The organism is Microbulbifer harenosus, from assembly GCF_005771435.1.
Taxonomy (GTDB): domain Bacteria; phylum Pseudomonadota; class Gammaproteobacteria; order Pseudomonadales; family Cellvibrionaceae; genus Microbulbifer; species Microbulbifer harenosus.
This window is the reverse complement of the sequence record NZ_VANI01000001.1, coordinates 131,461-152,314: the sequence shown is the minus strand read 5'-3', so window position 1 is coordinate 152,314 and position 20,854 is coordinate 131,461. Positions and strand designations below refer to the sequence as shown.

General features: G+C 58.0%; 13 protein-coding genes and 2 tRNA genes. 4 read left to right on the top strand and 11 right to left on the bottom strand.

Going from position 1 to position 20,854, the window contains the following annotated elements; translation table 11 throughout:
* The first annotated feature begins 36 nt into the window (after positions 1-36).
* Together FDY93_RS00585 and FDY93_RS00580 are read left to right on the top strand one after the other, a co-directional pair.
* Entirely contained in the window at positions 37-621 is a 585-nt protein-coding gene (locus FDY93_RS00585; RefSeq protein ID WP_138233795.1) for a MarC family protein, read from the top strand.
* A 470-nt stretch (positions 622-1,091) separates the two neighbouring features.
* The gene (locus tag FDY93_RS00580) at positions 1,092-3,776 is read left to right on the top strand and encodes a TonB-dependent receptor plug domain-containing protein (RefSeq protein ID WP_138233794.1); all 2,685 of its coding nucleotides are present in this window, start codon (positions 1,092-1,094) and stop codon (positions 3,774-3,776) included.
* Positions 3,777-3,828: 52 nt separating this feature from the next.
* Here FDY93_RS00580 and FDY93_RS00575 read toward each other — a convergent pair whose 3' ends face one another.
* Positions 3,829-4,995 carry a tetratricopeptide repeat protein gene (locus FDY93_RS00575; protein WP_246068400.1) on the bottom strand — a complete coding sequence of 389 codons (1,167 nt, stop codon included), beginning with the start codon at positions 4,993-4,995 and terminating at the stop codon, positions 3,829-3,831.
* 208 nt (positions 4,996-5,203) lie between these two features.
* Here FDY93_RS00575 and FDY93_RS00570 point away from each other — a divergent pair, with 208 nt between their 5' ends.
* A complete protein-coding gene (locus FDY93_RS00570; RefSeq protein ID WP_138233792.1) occupies positions 5,204-6,988 on the top strand; it encodes a peptide MFS transporter in 1,785 nt (594 codons plus the stop codon).
* Positions 6,989-7,204: 216 nt separating this feature from the next.
* Here FDY93_RS00570 and FDY93_RS00565 read toward each other — a convergent pair whose 3' ends face one another.
* The 10 genes from FDY93_RS00565 to FDY93_RS00520 form a co-directional block, all read right to left on the bottom strand.
* A complete protein-coding gene (locus tag FDY93_RS00565) occupies positions 7,205-8,029 on the bottom strand; it encodes a sulfite exporter TauE/SafE family protein (RefSeq protein WP_138233791.1) in 825 nt (274 codons plus the stop codon).
* Between the two features lie 181 nt (positions 8,030-8,210).
* Positions 8,211-10,319 (bottom strand): polyribonucleotide nucleotidyltransferase, encoded by a 2,109-nt coding sequence (gene pnp / locus FDY93_RS00560; protein ID WP_138233790.1) that lies wholly within the window; start codon positions 10,317-10,319, stop codon positions 8,211-8,213.
* A gap of 245 nt (positions 10,320-10,564) precedes the next feature.
* Positions 10,565-10,834 carry a 30S ribosomal protein S15 gene (gene rpsO, locus FDY93_RS00555; RefSeq protein WP_105103464.1) on the bottom strand — a complete coding sequence of 90 codons (270 nt, stop codon included), beginning with the start codon at positions 10,832-10,834 and terminating at the stop codon, positions 10,565-10,567.
* A gap of 201 nt (positions 10,835-11,035) precedes the next feature.
* Positions 11,036-11,986 carry a tRNA pseudouridine(55) synthase TruB gene (gene truB / locus FDY93_RS00550; protein WP_138233789.1) on the bottom strand — a complete coding sequence of 317 codons (951 nt, stop codon included), beginning with the start codon at positions 11,984-11,986 and terminating at the stop codon, positions 11,036-11,038.
* A complete protein-coding gene (gene rbfA, locus FDY93_RS00545) occupies positions 11,986-12,423 on the bottom strand; it encodes a 30S ribosome-binding factor RbfA (RefSeq protein WP_138233788.1) in 438 nt (145 codons plus the stop codon). Before rbfA ends, truB begins: the two co-directional genes overlap by 1 nt.
* 117 nt (positions 12,424-12,540) lie before the next feature.
* Positions 12,541-15,360 carry a translation initiation factor IF-2 gene (gene infB / locus FDY93_RS00540; protein WP_138233787.1) on the bottom strand — a complete coding sequence of 940 codons (2,820 nt, stop codon included), beginning with the start codon at positions 15,358-15,360 and terminating at the stop codon, positions 12,541-12,543.
* A 146-nt stretch (positions 15,361-15,506) separates the two neighbouring features.
* A complete protein-coding gene (nusA, locus tag FDY93_RS00535) occupies positions 15,507-17,003 on the bottom strand; it encodes a transcription termination factor NusA (RefSeq protein ID WP_138233786.1) in 1,497 nt (498 codons plus the stop codon).
* A gap of 177 nt (positions 17,004-17,180) precedes the next feature.
* Complete coding sequence (gene rimP, locus FDY93_RS00530; protein WP_138233785.1) at positions 17,181-17,657, bottom strand: ribosome maturation factor RimP; 477 nt, start codon at positions 17,655-17,657, stop codon at positions 17,181-17,183.
* 365 nt (positions 17,658-18,022) lie between these two features.
* Positions 18,023-18,099 (bottom strand) — tRNA-Met (locus FDY93_RS00525).
* A 159-nt stretch (positions 18,100-18,258) separates the two neighbouring features.
* A tRNA-Met gene (locus FDY93_RS00520) sits at positions 18,259-18,335 on the bottom strand.
* Between the two features lie 345 nt (positions 18,336-18,680).
* Here FDY93_RS00520 and FDY93_RS00515 point away from each other — a divergent pair.
* On the top strand, positions 18,681-20,795 hold the full coding sequence (locus FDY93_RS00515; RefSeq protein ID WP_138233784.1) for a TonB-dependent receptor: 2,115 nt from the start codon (positions 18,681-18,683) through the stop codon (positions 20,793-20,795).
* The last annotated feature ends 59 nt before the right edge of the window (positions 20,796-20,854 follow it).

The following is a 20,854-nucleotide window of genomic DNA, read 5'->3' as shown; positions in this document are numbered from 1 at the left end:
TATTGCTACTCAATTTTTGAAGAAGACCACCCCACCATGGACACCCTAACCGCCTTCCTCACCCTCCTCTTCGTCATGGACCCACTGGGTAATATCCCGGTGTTCCTTGCAGCCTTGAAGAACGTGCCTCAACGGCGCCAGCTCTACGTGATTATGCGCGAACTCATCTTTGCCTTGATTGTGTTGCTGGTATTCCTTTATGGGGGCCGGTTTGTACTTGCCTGGCTGGGGCTATCGCAGGAGGCAATCCGGATTGCCGGTGCGATCATCCTGTTTCTGATCGCGATCCGTATGGTATTTCCCGTGGAGGGAGGAATCATGGGGGAGAGGCTGGAAGGCGAGCCTTTCTTTGTGCCGCTGGCGGTTCCACTGGTGGCCGGTCCGTCGACCATGGCCATTCTGATGCTGATGACGAACAGTGAGGGGGAGCAGCTGTGGAACTGGACGCTGGCACTGCTGGGTGCCTGGGCGGTGTCCGCGGTGATTCTGTTGGCATCTTCACCACTTGCTCGTCTTTTGGGCAATCGCGGGTTGATCGCGGTGGAACGCCTGATGGGAATGGTGCTGGTGATGCTCGCAGTACAGCTGTTTCTGGATGGAATCAAGCAGAGCCTGGCTTAGGGGATCTGACCAACGAGAAAAGGAATACAGGAAAAGGGGCGCAAGCCCCTTTTTTACTTTTTCCTGAAAAACTGCCTGCAGGAAGCATATTTGTCCGCCACTAGTAAGCTCTTCAACAGAAAGCTCCCACTTTTCAGCAGCGCCCTCAGAACTGATCGAAAAGCATACATTTTTGCATTTTGATCATTTATTACCCACCAGAAAGGTCCGAAATTTTAGTTAAGAACATCCTAACTTTTTTTGAATTTACATATTAATTTAATGTAAATATGCAAAACCTTCGGATAGACAGACTCCTTAAAGGTCAAAAAACAGCCAGTTAGATCAAGAAGAGAACAATATATTGTATTTCCATGAGATCTCCCAATGACAGGTTAGTTCCACTATTAAAAATGATCCTTTAAAGTCAGCCCGCACTAAAAATACAACAAACCAATAAAAGTGCCTCTAACGACATAAAGGATGCATTTATGATCAAGACCAAGTTGAGTATTGCTGTTGCTGCGTTCAGCACTCTGGCTACCGCTGCCGTGTCCGCGCAGGAAACTGCCGCTAGCCCAATTGTTGAAGAAGTGATTGTTACCGGTTCACGTATTGCGCGCGATCCGCTGTCCACCACCGGCCCTATTACTATTCTGGATTCCGCTGCCATCAAACGTTCAGGTGTTGGCACCGTTGACGAGCTGCTGAACCAGCTGCCATCCATGGGCACCACCGGCATCAACGCCAATGACAACAACGGCGGTGCGGGCCTGTCTTTCGTAGACCTGCGCAATCTCGGTTCCGAGCGCACGCTGGTACTGGTTAACGGCCGTCGCTTCGTTTCGTCCTCTTCCGGCGTAGGTTCCGCCGTCGACATGAACAACATTCCTGTCGACATGATTGAGCGTATCGAAGTGCTGACCGACGGTGCTTCCGCGGTTTACGGCTCCGATGCCGTTGCAGGTGTTATCAACGTAGTCCTGAAAAAGGCTGTTGACGGCCCGATGATAAGCGTCCGCGGTGGTGCCACCAAAGACGGCGGCGGTGAGAACGGCGATATTTCTTTCACCTTCAGTGGTGAAGGCGAACGCGGCAGCTTCATTGCCAACATCAGCCACAGCCAGCGTGATGAAATCACCTACAAAGATCGCGAGTGGGCGAGCCTCAACAGCTCCATCACCCCGAACGGTAACGTCTACACCGACTACGGCAGCTTCAAAGTCAAAGAAGACGGCTCTGGTCTGACGGCAGGAGCAGAGTCTCATGAGATTGGCCAGTACATGTGGCTGTCTGGAGCTATGGAGCGCTCTTCCGCGACCGCCAACGGCACCTTCTCCCTGACTGACGCCACCGAACTGTACGGTGAAGCCAGCTTTACCACCAAAACCACCAACCAACAGCTGGCGGCGCAGCCGATGTACGGCGCCAACGGCATGAATATGACCACCGACCACCTGACGCCTGCTATGCAGCAACAGTTGATGGCAGCGTGGGACAAAGCCGAGCAGGCATACCAGATCGATAAGGCTGCGTACGAAGCCGCACTGGCCGAGTGGGTAGCGCAAGGTTCACCGGAAGGTATGAAGCCGACCGAGCCAGCTGCAAGCCACGGCACTGCGTGGGATGCCAACCCGATCGATGTACGTCTGCGCCCGGTGGGCGGCGGCACTCGTGACTACGAGCAAACCACCGACACCTACCGTGTAATTCTCGGCGCACGCGGCGACTTCGCCAACAGCTGGAGCTGGGATACCTTCTACAGCTACGGCAAGAACGAAGGCGAAAACGTTACCCGCAACTCCTACAACAAGCGCCTGCTGTCGCAGGTGCTGGATGGCACTTCCCCTATCCAGAACCCGCAGTTCTTCGGCGGCATCGGCGCTGACGTACTCGACTATATCCGCTACGACGACCACGAAAACAACGAGTACGAGCTGGTAAACGCGGGCGCGAGCCTGACCGGCGACATCGAAGCCATCCAGTTCCAGGGCGGAACTCTGGGCTTTGCTGCCGGCGTTGAATACCGCGAGGAATCCGGTGAGTTCAATCCTTCCGTAGAAACTCAGACCGGTGATACCTTCGGCAACCAGCAAGACGCCACTGCGGGTGAATTCTCCGCTACTGAAGTTTTCGCGGAATTCAATCTGCCAATTCTGGCAGGTATGAAGTATGCCGAAGAGCTGACAGCAGATCTGGCAGTACGCTACTCCGACTTCGACACCTTCGGTGGCGAAAGTACCGGAAAGCTGGGTCTGGTTTACGCGCCGACCGAAGACGTGCGTTTCCGCACCAGCTACTCTACCTCCTTCCGCGCTCCGGGTATCTATGAGCTGTTCAGCGGTTCTGCGCAGAGCTACGAGTACCTGGAAGATCCCTGCTACGCAGAAGCAGAAAAAGGTACGGGAGCCCACTGTAATAAGATCATTACGGCTTTCGACGGCCAGGTTCCGACCAATATCGGCGGTAACTCTGAGCTGACTCCGGAAGAAGCCACCACCTTCACCGCCGGTGTTGTGTGGACTCCGAGCTTCTTCAATGACTTCTCCATTACTCTGGACTACTTCGACATCGAAATCGAAGACGCAATCACCTCTCCGGATCTGCAGCTGATTCTGGATGACTGTGAACGCAGAGGTATTGCCTCCGCATGTGATCGCATCCAGCGCAACGACGCGGGCAATATCACTGCACTGGAAGGTGCGTTGATGAACCTGGGCCAGATCAACACCAAAGGTGTTGATATCGATATGACCCAGAACTTCGACGCTGGCCAGCTGGCACTGCGTGCCCAGGCTACCCGCCTGCTCGAATACGATGAGTTCAACTCTCAGACTGGTCAGACCACTGACTACAAGGGTTACATCGGCACCTCTTCCGGCATGTACGTGAAGTGGCGCGCGCTGACCAGCGCTACCTGGTACGGCAATTCCTGGAACCTGGGTGTTGACGCCCAGTACATCGATAACGGCCACAGCCCGTACCTCGACGTACCTTCAGCTACCTACATCAACCTGAAGGCTGGCTGGGACGTAACCGAGGCAATGAGCCTGAGCGCCGGTATTGACAACGTCGCCGACCGCGAGCCGTTCGACGGTTCCGGCGGCGGTGACTGGAACAGCACCTACGACTATCAGGGCCGCTACTTCTGGGCTGGTGCCACTTACCAGTTCTAAGTTGCCGACCTAAAGTCGATACGAAAAGGGGATGCCAGTGGCATCCCCTTTTTTATTGTTGTTGATTCCTCAAATATTCCAGTTTGCGGTTGTACGCCTGTTGCGTGCCCGGGTTATTGGCGAGGGAGAAGGCGGCACTGAAGTGTTCGAGGGAGTCTTCAATTTCCCCTAACTTGAAGTTGGTAAGCCCCAGCAGAAAGTGGAAACGGTGGTCGTTTTCGTGCCTCCAGAGAGCGCGCTTCAATTGCCGCTTCGCATTTTTGTAATCCCCGTGCTCATAGGCGTTGCGCGCCTGGTAATAGAGGTAATAGGGATTTCGCTGCCGGTGGAAACGGGCCTTTTCCGCATACTGATCCGCAAGGGCAAACCGCTGCTGTTTGCGGTAGAGCCGCTCGATATTGCTGATGGCAATGTTGTGATCCTCCTGCAATTGCAGCGCCTGCAGATAGCTCTGTTCCGCCGCCTCTGGCTGCTGGTTGCGGCTGTAAAAGGCGCCGAGATTTGCCCACAGGTCGGCGCTTTCAGGGCGCAATGCCAGCGCCTTGCGCAAATACAGGAAAGCCTGCCGCATGTCCCCCTGCTGCATCCACTCGATACCGCGGTTGCTGTAATACTGTCCGAAGGCTTCGGCATCCGAGATTTTTTGCTGGTCGTACACCGGGTCGTACGCCGCCAGATTGAAATCCACGACACGGCGCCCGCGACTGGTTTCCGACACCATATTGATATGCCGGTACACTACAAAGGTCTGCGCCTCTTCATGCCCCCACACCGGCGGCACCTCCACCTGATTGAAATGCGCTTCCGCTCCCAATTCCCGCGCCATCGCAACCATCATGACGGTAAACGCCATGCAATTGCCCTGTTGCCGGGTGTAAGTCTCGGAAGCGGTGAGGGTCCGGTCAGCTTGATACTGAACAGTAAAATCGCGGTTTTCAAAGGCGTGCACCAGTGCCACCAGCCGCTGCTGTGGGCTTTCATCGGGTGCAATCTGTGCCAGATAGCGACGTATCTCCGGCTCCAGGCCAAGGATGTCGTCGTCCGGTAGCATTTCCGGTGCAACCGGTTCTGCAAACAGTACCTCGCCGGATAGCAGCCAGTTCGGGTCTATCGCGGCCTCGGGCGTCGGGAGTGTGCTACTGCAGCCCCAGAGCAACATCAACAGCAGGCACGCGCCGAATCTGGTGGCGCGTACAAACAGCACTTGTGACCAGCGCAATCTTTTCAGCCCAGAATTTTCCGGGGTTTTCATCGTTATTGTCCCCATATCGTGTTTTGAATTCCTGATTTTCCACGATTCCTGTCGTGAAGGAATACCTTTTACAGGTGCATTTCCTGTTTCATGTGTAACCATTCGCCAGCTTTTGAGACGACTGTTACACTGCCGGAGACATTTCATTAAAGCTATAACAACCGGGATTGCAGATATGACATCAAATGTCGCAGACGTCACTACGACGGCCCCCCGCGCCGGCTCGGGCGAGTTGCTCGGCCACCCGAAAGGACTTTACATCTGTTTTGCGACCGAACTCTGGGAGCGATTCTCTTTCTACGGCATGAAGTATCTGCTTCTGCTGTATTTGACCAAATACCACCTGTTCACCGACAGCGCCGGCTACGATGTACTCGGTGCCTACGCCGGTCTGGTTTACGCACTCCCGCTGATCGGCGGCTTGCTGGCGGACCGCTATCTGGGTATGCGCAAGGCAGTGCTGTTCGGCGGCATCCTGCTCTGCCTGGGTCACCTGCTGATGGCGGTGGAAGGTCACCAGGCCATTTCTTATGCCGCGGGGACCGTGCTCAGCGAAGCCATTACCCTGAATGACGGCAGTGTTATCGCCGCCGGTACCACCCTGGCCAGCGACGTGATCATCCAGGACGTGGTCGCACTGAACGTCTTCTTTATGGCACTGGCGCTGATCACCGTTGGTGTAGGCTTCCTGAAACCGAACATTTCCACCATTGTCGGCCAGCTCTACCCGAAGAATGATCCCCGCCGCGATGCGGGCTTCACCATCTTCTACATGGGTATCAATGTGGGTTCCTTCATCGCCACGCTACTGTGCGGCTGGCTGGGTGAAACCTACGGCTGGGGTTACGGCTTCGGTGTGGCGGGTATCGGCATGCTGCTGGGTCTGATCACCTTCATGTGGGGGCAGAAATACCTGGATGGCCTGGCTGAACCCAGCCGTCCGGAAGTGCTGAAAGAAAAGGCACTCGGTCCGATCAACAAGGAATGGGCCGTTTACCTGGGCGGTATCGCGTCACTGGCGCTGGTGTGGTTCCTGGTTCAGAGTGAGCCGGTCGTTCACCTGGCGCAGAACAGCCTGCTGATTGTCGCCATCGTGGGCCTCATCCTGTTCTCTATGCTGCACCAAGACAGTAAGGGCAAGGACATGGTCGCCATCGCCATGGCAGCGGTAACCGCGGCTCTGGGCCTGATCTGGGCGTTTACCGACATAGACGTGTGGCTGGGCGGTATGCTGCTGGGGCTTGTCGCCTTTATCGGCTACGGCTTTGCCCGCCACTACAGCGAGGAGTTCTCCCGCACCGTGGTGCTGATGGTACTGATCACTTCGACCATCGTGTTCTGGGCTCTGTTCGAACAGTCTGCCGGCTCCATGACGCTGTATGCGGACCGCGTGCTCGACCGCACCGTCGGGGACGGAGAAATCCGCGCCTCCATGTTCGGCTCCCTGAATGCCGGCTTCATCATGCTGCTGGCGATTCCCTTTGCGGCCCTGTGGGTGTGGCTTGGCAAGCGCGGCTGGGAACCCAGCACACCGGTCAAGTTCGGCCTGGGGATCATTCAGGCCGGCCTCGGCTTCGGTGCGCTGGTTCTGGGTGCTGCATTCCCCACCGAAGCCGGCAAAGTCGCCATGATCTGGCTGGTGCTGGCCTATCTGCTGCACACCACCGGTGAGCTGTGCCTGTCCCCTGTTGGCCTGTCTGCGGTGACCAAGCTGTCCATCGGCAAGGTAGTAAGCGTGAGTATGGGAACCTGGTTCCTGGCCACCGCCCTGTCAGAAACCGTAGCGACCCGTATTGGCAAGATGGCAGCTATGCCTCAGGATGGCGGCACGGATGTGGCGTCTACACTGGCGACTTACACCAGCCTGTACGAATATCTGATGTGGTGGGGTCTCGGCGTCGGCGCGTTGATGATTGTCATTTCTCCGCTGTTGAAGAAAGGGATGTGTGGTATTCGCTGATTGGCGACAACCAAACGCACTAAAAAGGCCGCTGCGGGAAACCGCAGCGGCCTTTTTGTTGACGGAAGTGTACAGACAAAACCACGTTGTAGGAGCCTGCGGTGACCGCCATGGATGGCGGAAATGCAAATTATGCAGGAGCACAAGTTTGTCAGACGAATGATACGGAGCACTGACCGCTTCGCCTGCAGGCAGGCTCCTACGGAGTTGGTGCCATTAATTGATTACTACAGCGTAATTCAGCCAGATAAACCGCACACCGATCACAAACAGCAAACCGGCAAAGCAGTTTTTCAGCAGCTGCGGCGAGAGCCTGTGGGCCAGTTTGGCACCGAGGCGGGCAAACCAGGTGCTGGCAAGCACAATGCCGAAAAACGCCGGCCAGTAGATATAGCCACTACTCCACTGAGGCAGCTGCGGATTGCTCCAGCCCTGTACCGCAAAACTCAGCGCACCCGCCACCGCGATGGGCAGGCCGCAGGCGGCGGAGGTGGCGACGGCACGCTGCATGACAATATGGCAGCGGGACAGGAAGGGGACGGTCAGAGAGCCCCCACCAATACCAAAAATGGCGGATGCCCAGCCGATAAACGCTCCCACTACCGTCAAGCCGGCCTTGCCTGGCAGCCGGCTACCGTCTGTGGGCAGTTCCGCCTTGCGCAGCCCATCCAGCCACATTTTGAGGGCGATACCCACGGCGAAGAGGCCAATCAGGAATTGCAGCCAAGCGCCAGACAGCCAGTCCGCGGTAACACCGCCAATCCACGAGCCGACCAGAATACCCGGCGCCATCAATGCAACGATTTTCCAGTCCACCGCGCGCTTGCCATGGTGGGTGCGGATGGAGCTGATGGAGGTGATGATAATGGTGGCCAGCGAAGTGCCGACGGCCATGTGCGTGAGGATTTCCGGTGCAATCCCCTGGGCCGTGAACATCAGTACCAGCGCAGGGACGATGATCAAGCCTCCACCGACTCCGAACAGGCCGGCGATGGTGCCCGCCGCCATCCCCACCAGCAAATAAAGCAATAAGACTTCCACCGTCCTTCCCCCCAGTTTTCCTGCTTACAAAATTCATTCAAACAAAACGGCGGGAATGCCGTTTTGCACAGCCGAAGACTGCCCCACGGATGAGGGCCATGGGTGGCCCGAATGAAAAAACGGTGGCATATAGCCACCGTTTCCGTCAGCCCGCAAGCGGGCTGTCTGTGTCCCCGGAGGATTACTCCTCTCCGGTTGCCTCTTCTGCCTGATCGGCAGTGGCTTCCTTGATGGACAGCTTAATGCGGCCACGCTGGTCTACGTCCAGCACCTTGACCTTGACCATCTGGCCTTCGCTCAGGTAGTCGGTCACTGCGTTGACACGCTCTTCCGCGATCTGGGAGATGTGCACCAGTCCGTCTTTACCCGGCAGGAAGTTGACGAACGCACCGAAGTCGACAATGCGCACAACCTTACCTTCGTAGATCGCGCCAATCTCGGCTTCCGCGGTGATTTCCTCGATACGGGTAACCGCCGCTTCCAGGCTCACACCGTCTTCACCGAAGACTTTTACAGTGCCATCGTCTTCGATATCGATGGAAGCACCAGTCTCTTCGGTAATGGAGCGGATGGTCGCGCCGCCCTTACCGATCACGTCGCGGATCTTGTCCGGATGGATCTTCAGAGTCGCGTAGCGCGGGGCATTTTCATTGACCACTTCACGGGAAGCGCCGATCACCTTGTTCATTTCCGCGAGGATGTGCAGGCGAGCCTGCAGAGCCTGCTCCAAGGCAGTCTCCATGATTTCTTCGGTGATGCCTTCGATCTTGATGTCCATCTGCAGCGCGGTTACGCCGCTCGCGGTACCGGCCACTTTGAAGTCCATGTCGCCCAGGTGGTCTTCGTCACCCAGGATATCGGTCAGAACGGCAAAGCCGTCGTCCTCCTTCACCAGACCCATGGCAATACCGGCAACCGGTGCCTTCAGCGGAACACCCGCGTCCATCAGCGCCAGACTGGAGCCACATACAGACGCCATTGAGCTGGAACCGTTGGATTCGGTGATCTCGGAAACCACACGCAGGGTGTAGGGGAACGATTCCGGGTTCGGCAGAACCGCAGCAATACCGCGGCGGGCCAGACGGCCGTGGCCGATTTCGCGGCGACCGGTAGCACCTACACGACCCGCCTCACCCACAGAATAGGGAGGGAAGTTGTAGTGCAACATAAAGTAGTCTTTGCGCTCGCCTTCCAGCGCGTCGATGATTTGCGCATCGCGGGTGGCGCCGAGGGTGGCAACTACCAGAGCCTGGGTCTCACCGCGGGTGAACAGCGCGGAGCCGTGGCTTTTTGGCAGCACGCCCACTTCCACGCTGATCGGGCGCACGGTCTTGGTGTCGCGGCCGTCGATACGGGGCTCGCCGCGTACCACGGCACCGCGCACGATTTTCTTCTCCAGCTTGCCGAAGTAGGTTTTTACGGTGCCCTCATCCACTTCTTCGGTGGCCAGTTCAGCCGCGGCGGCATTGCGCAGTTCGCCCAGACGGGTGGTGCGCTGCTGCTTGTTGGTGATGCGATAGGCTTCTTTCACCTGCTCGCCGAACTGGGTTTCCAGTGCGGACTTCAGCTCTTCGTTAACGGCTTCAGGTTGCCAGTCCCAAGTGGGTTTACCCGCTTCGGCTTTCAGCTCTTCACAGACTTTAACTACCGCCTGCATTTCCTGGTGGGCATACAGCACTGCGCCCAGCATGATGTCTTCCGGCAGTTCAGCCGCTTCGGATTCCACCATCAGCACGGCGTCTTTGGTACCAGCGACAACCATGTCCAGCTCGGACGTTTTCAGTTGGCTGTAACGCGGGTTCAGCAGGTAACCGTCTTTTTCGGTGTAGCCGACGCGCGCAGCGCCGATCGGGCCATTGAACGGAATGCCGGAGATCGACAGAGCCGCTGAGGTACCAATCATGCTGGCAATATCCGGATCCACGTCTTTTTCCGCGGACAGCACGGTGATCATCACCTGTACTTCGTTCATGAAACCTTTCGGGAACAGCGGACGGATCGGACGATCGATCAGGCGGGAAGTCAGTGTTTCTTTTTCCGACGGGCGGCCTTCACGCTTGAAGAAGCCACCGGGAATTTTACCGGCCGCGTAGGCCTTCTCTTGGTAATGTACAGACAGCGGGAAAAAGTCCTGACCGGCTTTGGCGTCTTTGGCACCGACAACGGTACAAAGAACAACGGTTTCGCCCATGGTGACAAGCGCCGCACCGGTAGCCTGGCGCGCGATGCGGCCGGTTTCGATGGTGACCTGGTCTTTCCCGTACTGGAAGGTTTTGGTTACTGGATTCACTAGTATCTTTCCTGTTTCCTTACGGCTGCTGGCCCATTCCAACAGCCCCTACAGTGTGTTCGCCTGCAAGCAGGCTCCTACATTTTACAAATCATTGTGTAGGAGCCTGCTTGCAGGCGAATTTCGCCGGGCCAAAGCCAAAGGCCGCCCAGCATTCCCAGGGAAACATCTTTGCCCCTGAAAATTCGTCAATTCTTACCGCTAAAAAGAAGAATGCCCGCCAAGGGGCGGGCATTCTCAGGGTCTTAGCGACGCAGGCCGAGCTTGGCGATCAGCTGTGCGTAACGGTTCAGATCCTTGCGCTTCAGGTAGTCCAGCAGCTTACGACGCTGGTTTACCATGCGGATCAGACCACGACGGGAGTGGTGGTCTTGCTTGTGAGAAGCAAAGTGACCCTGAAGCTTGTTGATGTTGGCGGTCAGCAGGGCAACCTGGACTTCCGGAGAACCGGTATCACCAGCGGCCTGGCCGTGCTCTTTCAGGATGGCTGCTTTTTCAGATGCAGACAGTGCCATAACGAATTACCTCGTTCGTAACATGCTTTGAAAATTCGGCTGACCCGTGCATGTTTACAGATCAGCTAATTACGTTTGCAGGATGTCCTGCGCACAGCACCTTTTTACCGTCATTCCGGACTTGTTCCGGAACCCACTGGATACCGTGCCGAATCGAGTCCGGCATGAAAAAAGCGTCCGGTATGACGACAATCAGGAGTGCTATTTCACCAACCGGCGGGGGGCGACCCGCCCGTCATCGGTAATCTCTCCAACGCCCAGAAATTCGCCACTTTCCAGGAAGAGGCGCACCATATCACCTTCATCGCCCAAACGATAGACCTGCAGATCCATCACCGGCTGACCCTGACGCAGATAGTAACCCGAGTCATCCGTAAGGATCATTTTGGGCAGTCCGGAGGCGGGAGAATCCGCCGGTAGCAGGTGGTGATCCAGCAGTTCCGCCTGGCCATCACCGCGCTCGGCAGTGAGCTCGTCCAGGGTGACCGCGTCCTCCTCACGGTAGGGACCGGCGGCACTGCGGTGCAGTTTTTCCACGAAGGCACCGACACCGAGTACTTTGCCCAGATCCTCGGCGAGACTGCGCACATAGGTCCCCTTGGAGCAGTGCACCTCGATTTCCGCCCGCGGCAACTTGTCAGGAGAGTCTGCCCCGGGAATAAATTTGAGCAATTCGTAGGAATAAATTTCCACTTCCCGCGCTTCCCGCTCCACCTCGATGCCCTGGCGCGCCAGTTTGTACAGCGGCTGGCCGTTGTACTTGAGCGCCGAGTACATGGATGGCACCTGACGGATAGTGCCGCGGAAAGCTTCCATCGCCTTGCGCACCTGCGCCTCGGTGACCCCGGACGCATCACTAGTGGAAACCACATTGCCGTCGGCATCTCCTGTCTCGGTGGTCATCCCGAGGCAGAAGGTGCTGCGATAGCGCTTGTCGGCATCCAACAGGTACTGGGAAAACTTGGTGGCCTCACCGAAGCAGATCGGCAGTACACCGGTCGCCAGTGGGTCCAACGCCCCGGTGTGGCCGGCGCGATTGGCGAAAAAGAGACGTTTGGCTTTTTGCAGGGCGTCGTTGGCCGTGATTCCGGCGGGCTTGTTCAGCAACAGCACACCGTCGACCTGGCGTCCCCATTTTGGTCTGCGGCCCATCAGTCGTTACTTTCTTCCTGAGAGCCTTCCTGACGGCCTTCATCGCCGCCGCGGTCTTCGTCAATATCGACATGTTTCTGATCCGCCTTCACGGCCTTGTCGATCAGTGCAGAGAGGTGCTGGCCGCGCACGGACGTCTCGTCGTAGCGGAAGTGCAGACGGGGAATGGTACGGATCTGGATCTCTTTGGCCAGCTGACTGCGCAGAAAGCCCGCCGCCTTGTTGAGCGCGGCCATGGAAATTTCAATCTTGCTCGGATCGTCTTCACCCACCAGGGTCACATAGACCTTGGCAACGGTGAGATCGCGACTCACTTCCACGTCGTTGACATTGACCATGCCAACCCGCGGGTCGCGCACTTCGTGCTGAATCAGCTGGGCCAGCTCGCGACGCATGGCATCGGCGACCCGGTCGGCGCGGTGGAATTCTTTGGCCATTGAATACCTATCGAAAATGGCTGTTCGCCTGCAAGCAGGCTCCCACAAAACACTCTGTAGGAGCCTGCTTGCAGGCGAACCAAAATGGGCCCCGGCCTTGGCCGGGGCGACGGACAATTACAGCTCGCGAGCTACCTTGGTGATGTCGTAGACCTCAATCTGATCGCCGGGTTTGACATCATTGTAGTCTTTAACGCCGATACCACACTCCATGCCGTGACGGACTTCAGCCACGTCGTCTTTGAAGCGGCGCAGAGACTCCAGCTCGCCCTGATAGATCACCACGTTGTCGCGCAGTACACGGATCGGTTTGTTGCGGTAGACGGTACCCTCGGTAACCATACAACCGGCAATGGCGCCGAACTTGGGCGAGCGGAATACGTCGCGCACTTCGGCGATACCGACGATTTCTTCGCGCACTTCCGGATCCAGCATGCCGGACAGGGCCTGCTTCACTTCGTCCAACAGGTTGTAGATCACGCTGTAGTAGCGGATTTCCACGCCCTCGTTTTCCGCCAGTTTGCGCGCGGCCACATCGGCACGGGTGTTGAACCCAAGAACGATGGCACCGGAGGTGAGCGCCAGGTTGACGTCGTTCTCGGCGATGCCGCCGACGCCGCTGGACACCACGGTCACAGACACTTCCTCGTTGCCGATGTCCATCAGTGCAGACTGGATGGCTTCCAGAGAGCCGCGCACATCGGTCTTGAGCACCACCGGCAGGACTTTCTTCTCACCGGCCTCCATGTTCGCAAACATGTTCTCGAGTTTGGCCGCCTGCTGACGCTGCATACGCTCGGAACGCTCTTTCTCGGCGCGCTGCTCCGCCACTTCGCGCGCTTTGCGCTCGTCCGCGACCACAAGGAACTCGTCACCGGCATTGGGCGTGGAATCCAGGCCCAGCAGTTCCACCGGCGTGGACGGGCCAGCATCTTTCACGGACTTGCCCAGCTCATTGGTCATGGCGCGCACGCGGCCGAAGCTCTGGCCGGCAAGGACGATATCGCCGCGCTTCAGTTCGCCGTTTTGTACCAGCAGTGTGGCAACCACACCGCGGCCCTTCTCGAGACGCGCTTCGATCACCACACCGGTTGCAGGTACGCCCACCTTGGCTTTCAGTTCCAGCATTTCCGCCTGCAGGGATACCGCTTCCAGCAGCTCGTCGATGCCCTGGCCGGTGTGCGCGGACACCTGCACAAACTGAGTGTCGCCACCCCAGTCTTCCGGGATTACGTCTTTGGCCGCCAGCTCGTTCTTCACGCGGTCCGGATCGGCCGCTTCCTTGTCGCACTTGTTGATTGCGACCACCAGCGGTACGCCCGCCGCCTTGGCGTGGGCGATAGCCTCTTCGGTCTGTGGCATCACGCCGTCGTCCGCCGCAACCACAAGAATCACTACGTCGGTGGCCTGGGCACCGCGGGCACGCATAGCGGTAAACGCGGCGTGGCCGGGAGTATCCAGGAAGGCGATCTCACCGTGGCTGGTCGGCACCCGGTAAGCACCGATGTGCTGGGTAATACCACCGGCCTCACCAGAAACCACTTTGGTGTTGCGGATGTAATCCAGCAGCGAGGTTTTGCCGTGGTCGACGTGGCCCATAACGGTAACCACCGGGGCGCGCGACACTTCTTCCCCTTCCACCTGCTGGGACTGGGCAACCAGTTGCTCTTCCAATTCGTTCTCGGAGCGCAGAACCACCTTGTGGCCCAGTTCTTCCACGATCAGGGTTGCAGTTTCGCGATCCAGGCTCTGGTTGATGGTAACCATTTCGCCCATTTTCATCAGGCGCTTGATCAGCTCGCCGGCTTTGATATTCAGCTGCTTGGCCAGATCGCCGACGGTGATGGTCTCGCCCAGTTGTACTTCGTACACTTGTTTTCCTGTCGGCCTTTTGAAGCCGTGCGTATTCTTGACTTTCAGCGTCGGGCGAGACAGGGAACGCGTACTGCGCTTTTCCTCTTCGTCGCTGTCGAAGGCTTCCAGTGCCGCATCAAAGAGCGAGGTTCTACTGGTCTTTTTCGGGCCGGACTTGCTGCGACGGCCACCGCGACGCTTGCGCGGCTCGTCGTCGTCTTCTTCGCGAACAACGTCAACCGTCTCGTGCTTACGGCGGGGAGCGGCCGCCTTGGCTCCGGCTTCCTCGGCATCTTTCTTCTTGGTGAGCTCCACACGCTCGGCGCGCTCTTTCTGCTCCTGCTCAAGACGTGCGCGCTCTGCTTCTACGCGCGCTTTCTTCTCTTCCAGTTCGGCCGCTTCGCGCTCGTCTTCCTTCTTGCGACGCTCAATGGCGGCAAGACGCATGACCTCGATGTCATCGACATAGCTTGAGCGGACGGGCGGTGCTTCCGGTTTGGGTTCCGGTTTCGGCTCGGGTGCCGCGGCCTTTTCAGCTTCTGCAGATTTCGCATCGGCGGCTTGTTCCGCAACTTTGGCTTCGGCTTCCGCCTGTGCCTTCGCCGCTTCTTCCGCTTCCTGACGGGCTTTGGCTTCCGCCTCGGCACGCGCTCTGGCCTCGGCTTCGGCAGCCTCCTGCTCGGCGCGCGCGCGCTCGGCTGCGGCCTTTTCTGCCGCGGCCAGCTCTTCCTCGGCCTTCTTCAGGGCGGAAGTATCCAGCTCGGGCTGTTCGGCCTCTTCGGTCTCTGCGCGCTTGACGTAGGTGCGCTTCTTGCGCACTTCCACATTCACTGTTTTACGGCCGGCGCCCGATCCGGTTTTCAGTGTTGTGGTGGTTTTGCGCTTGAGGGTGATCTTGCGAGGTGAAGCGCTCTGCTCCCCGTGACTGCTTTTCAGGAAGTTGAGCAGGACCTGTTTTTCTTCCGCAGATACCTTCGCATCTGCTGAAGTGTGGGGCAAACCCGCTTCCTGCATCTGCTTGAGCAGACGCTCTTCGGTGGCACCAACCGATTTGGCGAGTTCGCTAACTGTTACTTCGGCCATTCTCTCTCCTAAAAAGTCACTTGGTGGCAGAGCAGCTTCAATGCATTTTGCTGCTCCACCCTTGACCTGCACAGCAGGCAATTCGTGGCGCGCACCCAACAGCGGTGCGCGTGGCCGGGCACAGGCCCGGCACTGGGGTATCCAGCTTATTGATCACTGTCGTCGGCGAACCAGGGTTCGCGGGCTTTCATGATCAGCGCGGCAGCGCGCTCTTCATCCATACCTTCAATGTCGAGCAGGTCATCTACCGCCTGCTCCGCCAGGTCTTCCATGGAGGCCACGCCGCGGCTCGCGAGCTGGAATGCCAGCTGGCGATCCATGCCTTCCATGTTCAGAAGATCTTCCTGCGGCTCACCAGCATCCAACTGTTCTTCAGACGCCAGCGCCTGGGTCAGCAGGGCATCCTTGGCGCGGGCGCGCAGCTCTTCGGCAATCTCTGCGTCAAAGCCTTCGATGGTAAGCATCTCTTCCAGCGGCACATAGGCCACTTCCTCGAGGCTGGTGAAACCTTCGTCCACCAGAACACCGGCCACATCTTCGTCGATATCCAGGCGCTCCATGAAGACTTCCATGATGCTGCCGGACTCGGCCTCCTGCTTGGCCTGCCAGGCTTCAACGCTCATCACGTTGATCTGCCACTCGGTCAGCTCGGATGCCAGGCGCACGTTCTGGCCGCTGCGGCCGATGGCCATGGCCAGGTTTTCTTCGGCAACCGCCACGTCCATGGAGCCAGCGTCTTCATCCACAACGATGGATTCGATTTCCGCCGGAGCCATGGCGTTGATGACGAACTGGGCAGGGTTGTCGTCCCACAGCACGATATCCACGCGCTCGCCGGACAGTTCATTGGACACCGCCTGCACACGCGCACCGCGCATGCCCACACAGGCCCCCACCGGGTCGATACGACCGTCGTTGGTTTTCACCGCAATCTTGGCGCGCAGGCCCGGGTCGCGCGCGGCGCCCTTGATCTCAATAACCTGCTCGGAGATTTCCGGCACTTCGATGCGGAACAGTTCGATCAGCATCTCCGGACAGGAGCGGCTCAGTATCAGCTGCGGGCCACGCGCTTCCGGCAGAATTTCCTTCAGGATGGCGCGCACACGGTCACCGAGACGGAAAATTTCGCGGCCAACCAGCTGGTCGCGGGGCAGACGCGCTTCGGCGTTGTTGCCCAGATCCACAGCGATAAAATCGCGAGTCACCTTTTTTACAGTGCCGCTGATCAGATCGCCGACGCGATCGCGATATTCGTCAACGATTTTTGCGCGCTCGGCTTCACGAACCTTCTGCACGATCACTTGCTTGGCGGTCTGCGCGGCGATACGGCCGAACTCGACGTTTTCCACCAGCTCCCGATACACGTCGCCGGCTTTCAACTCGGGATCTTTCTCGTGCGCTTCTTCCAGAGTGAACTGGGTACCCAGTTCCGCCAGAGTCTCATCGTCCACCACTTCCCAGCTGCGGAAAGTTTCGTAGTCACCGGTGCGACGATTGATGATCACCTGGATGGTGGAATCTTCGTCGTAGCGCTTCTTGGTGGCCGTTGCCAGGGCCGCCTCGATTGCCTGGAAAATAATTTCCCGGTCAACGCCTTTCTCGTTGGAAACCGCCTCGGCTACCAGCAAGATTTCTTTGTTCATGCAGCTGCCTCTTCAAAAACGCTACGTGCTTTTAATTCAATGCCATGGTGAGGGGCACGCGTGCCATCCCCACCCGCTACTTCTGCATTGCCCTTCAAAATATTCCCGGAAACTCCGGGGACGAAAACTACTTTGCTCGCGCCTGTAGAGAGCACCACAAGCTGTGCGGGGAACGCGCTACTTCTTCTTTCCGCTCTCGAACTGCGGAATCACATTCGCCCGCTCAATACTGTCGATCGGCAGCAGGTATTCATTTTCGCTGTCGATGCGCAGGACCACTTCATCGCCTTCCACACCGGCCAGCAGGCCGCGCCACTTGCGCTGACCTTCAAGCGGCATACGCAGACGCACTTCTATCTGGGCGCCCATAAAACGCTCGTACTGTTCGAGTTTGTACAGCGGGCGGTCCATTCCCGGAGAGGAAACTTCCAAGGTGTAATTGCCGCTAATGGGGTCTTCCACATCCAGCACCGCACTCGCCTGGCGGCTGACCTTTTCGCAGTCCTCCACGGTGACCCCCTCTTCCGCATCAATGTAAATGCGCAGCAGGGCGTTGCGGCCGTGGGTCTGGTATTCGATCCCCCACAACTCACAACCCAGTGATTCCACCACCGGAGCCAGAAGTTCTTCCAAAAGTTCGCGCTTGCTTGCCATATCACCACTTTGGCCCGCGATCGTGTCAGCCGTATTGCCGACCGCCGGGGCGGATGTGCAATTGCCGCAGCAGATTGCAAAAACAAAAAATGGGCAGCGGAGCTGACCCCACGGTCCGAATGAGAAACCGCGGCGCCGACTCCCGGCCCATTCGGATGGCAAACCAGGCTAATCCCGTTTGCCGCAGATACGAAAAAGCCCCTAACAGGGGCTTCAACTGCGTAGTCACACTCAACACACCAGAGAGCGACTACAGAATTTGGTAGCGGAAGCAGGATTTGAACCCTAGACCTTCGCCGGCCATGCCGCCAGAGGTAAAAAGAGAGCCCGTCGGGCATCTCGCCAAGTACCACTGGCACAGAATTTGGTAGCGGGGGCAGGATTTGAACCTACGACCTTCGGGTTATGAGCCCGACGAGCTACCAGGCTGCTCCACCCCGCAACAACAACTCTGGGATATCACAACCACTTACAACTTCAGAAGTATAAATGGAAATTTGGTAGCGGGGGCAGGATTTGAATCCTAGACCTTCGCCGGCCATGCCGCCAGAGGTAAAAAGAGAGCCCGCAGGGCAACTCGCTAAAACCACTGATACCAAAATGGTAGCGGGGGCAGGATTTGAACCTACGACCTTCGGGTTATGAGCCCGACGAGCTACCAGGCTGCTCCACCCCGCACCAACAACCCTGGAAACCGACCTGGTAAGACTTCGATTTCCCGCGGCGGGTAACCCCAACCGCTCAGAGGCTGCGCATTCTATTGATCCCCTCCGGGGGAGTCAAGTCACTTCTGGCATTTAATGGAACGCCCACCGCCGACGTCGGAATCAGTAGCAAATTTACAGCTGCCACCACAAGGCAATTGATAAACATTCTCATTTTTCTTATGATCGCCACCCAAATTAACGGGTGCAGCAGACACCCGGGCCGGGTCAGCACTTCCCGGCTCTTGTGAGGTGAACTGCAAGTGACATCCACAAGACAAACACCACCTTCAACACTACTGACTCTCAGGAGCCCTGAATGCGCGGGACACGCACTTCTCTTGCCCTGGCGATTGCCGCTGCCAGTTCAATCACCACATCCATTGCGAGCGCTGCAGAAAGCGATGCGCGCCTTACCGAGGAAGTTGTGGTGACCGCCAGCCGCACCGAGAAACCCCTCAGTGCCATCCCCAATACCGTCACCCTGATCGACCAGCAGGAGCTGACCCGACAGATGGCCGCCACCAGCGACTTGTCCACGATTCTCGGCAACCTGATCCCAAGCTTCTCTCCCAGCCGTCAGAAGATGACCAATGCCGGTGAGAGCCTGCGTGGGCGCAAGCCGCTGTACCTGATCGACGGCGTACCCCAATCCAACCCGCTGCGCGATGGCGGCCGCGACGGCCACACTATTGATCCGCTGATGCTGGAGCGGGTGGAAGTGATTCACGGCGCCAATGCCATCCACGGCATGGGCGCCTCCGGCGGCATCATCAACCTGGTGACCCGCACCCCCAGCGAAGACTTCCAGCAGAGCCTGAGGGTGGAGTCCAACCTGCAGACCGAAGAAGTCGGCGACACCTTCGGCTACAACGGCAGCTACAGCCTGTCGGGCAAGGTAAACGATGTCGATGTGCTGGCGAGCCTGACCTACCGCGACACCGGCATCAGCTATGACGCCAACGGGGAGATTGTCGGTTTCGACAACACCCAGGGCGACACCATGGACAGTGAAACCATCAACGCGTTCATCAAGACCGGCTACAGCTGGGGCGACCAGCGCGTGCAACTGACCGTCAACCACTACCTGGTGGAAGGCAACAACAACTGGCTGAGTGTCGACGGAGACATTTCCGAAGGCATCCCCACCACCGCCATCGAGGCGGACGTACCCGGCAAGTCCCCCTCCAATGAAGTGACCACCATCAACCTGCAGTACAGCAAGGAAAATTTCCTCGGCCAGAAACTGCGCGCACAGGTGTTCTCTCAGGACTTCGCCGGCACCTATGGCGGCACGCCCAGCGGCACCTTCCAGGATCCAGCCTACGGCGAGATGGTGTTCGACCAGTCCCAGAACAACTCGGAAAAACGCGGCCTGAAGCTGACCCTGATCAAAGACGATATTGCCGGCGCAGCGCTGAGTCTCGCCTACGGTGTGGATCTGCTGCGTGACGAAACCTGGCAACAGCTGATTCTCACCAACCGCGCCTGGGTTCCGCCTACCAAATACAAAAGCATCGCCCCATATGCGCAGGCGGAGTTCAGCGGCATCGAACGCATGACCATCACCGCAGGCGTGCGCCATGAAATTTCCGAACTACAGGTAGACGACTTCACCACCCTCTACTCCTACAACGGTGGCCAGTTTGTGGAAGGCGGCAATCCGGAGTTCAACGAGACCCTCGGCAATATCGGCGCAACCTACGCGTTCAATGACGCGCTGAGGGTGTATGCCAATTACTCCGAAGGCTTCTCCATGCCGGATGTGGGCCGCGTACTGCGGGGTATCGACGAGCCAGGCCTCAGCGTAGAGAGTTTCCTCGACATGCAGCCGATCCTGACCGAGAACCAGGAAATCGGGCTGGATTTCAGCATTGACAGATTCACCGCTCAGGTCGCCTACTACACTTCCGATTCCGATTTCGGCCAGCGCCTGAACCTCGGCAGCGACGGCATCTACAGCGTCAGCCGCGAGCAGACCGAGATCGACGGCGTGGAGCTGCGCGGCCAGTGGTTCGCCACGGATACCGACACCATCGAAGCGCGCTACGCCTATACCAAGGGCCGCTACGACTCCAATGACGACGGCAAGGTAGACACTGACCTGGACGGCCGCAACATCGCCCCCAACCGCTTCAACCTGAGCTGGGCGCGCAACTGGACTGACGATTTCAGCACCCGCCTGCAAGCCAACTGGCTGCTGGACCGGGATTTTAAAAACAGCGCGGGTGTAGTGACCAAGGAATTCGATGGTTACACCATCATCGACGCCAGTGCCCAGCTAAAGGCGCTCGGCGGCGAATTTGCACTGGGTCTGCAGAACCTGACCAACGAAGACTACTTCACCTACAACTCCCAGACCGCGGGCAACGACATCCGCAACTTCAAGGGCCTGGGACGCAGCGTGAACCTGTCTTACTCGAAAGTGTTCTGATTGTTGATGAGTAGATAGACTGTTCGCCTGCGAGCAGGCTCCTACGGGCAGGCTTCCTC